This window comes from Roseibium sp. RKSG952 (genome assembly GCF_009711355.1).
On record NZ_SMMF01000411.1, the window covers coordinates 1 to 878 of the forward strand.

General features: G+C 53.2%; 1 rRNA gene. It reads right to left on the reverse strand.

Annotated elements, in window-relative coordinates:
- Nucleotides 1-878, reverse strand: a 23S ribosomal RNA gene (locus E1297_RS01285); the annotation flags it as partial.

An 878-nucleotide genomic window follows, 5' to 3' on the forward strand; every position in this document is an offset into this window, starting at 1 on the left:
CACCGGGCAGGCGTCAGACCCTATACGTCGTCTTGCGACTTCGCAGAGCCCTGTGTTTTTAATAAACAGTCGCCACCCCCTGGTTTGTGCCCCCAGCCCCTAGTTGCCTAGGAACCGGGCCTCCTTCTCGCGAACTTACGGAGGTATTTTGCCGAGTTCCTTCAACATCGTTCTCTCAAGCGCCTTGGTATGCTCTACCAGTCCACCTGTGTCGGTTTAGGGTACGGTCTGATGGAGGGCTATTTCCAGGAACCACTCAGCAGCCCAATCAATCCGATAAGATTGAACTACACCTGTGATCCGTCACATCCTCCTGGCCTAGGAATATTAACCTAGTTCCCATCGCCTACGCCTTTCGGCCTCGGCTTAGGGGCCGGCTTACCCTGCTCAGATTAGCTTTAAGCAGGAACCCTTGGACTTTCGGCGAGAGTGTCTCTCACACTCTTTGTCGCTACTCATGTCATCATTCTCACTAGTGATCTCTCCACCGGATGGCTCACGCCCCGGCTTCATCGAAAGCCTCTCTCCTCCAATCTGCCCGAAGGCATGAAGGAGGAATGAGACTATGTCACACTACGCTCTGCTACCGATGCTTACGCATCCCTAGACTTCGGCTCATGGCTTGAGCCCCGTTACATCTTCGCCGCAGGACAACTTATTTAGACCAGTGAGCTGTTACGCTATCTTTAAAGGATGGCTGCTTCTAAGCCAACCTCCTGGTTGTTTTGGTCGTCCCACCTGCTTTCCCACTTAGCCATGAATTGGGGGCCTTAGTCGTAGGTCAGGGTTGTTTCCCTCTCCACTACGGACGTTAGCATCCGCAGTGTGTCTGCCATCTAGTACTCCCGGGTATTCGGAGTTTGGTTAGGATCAGTAAG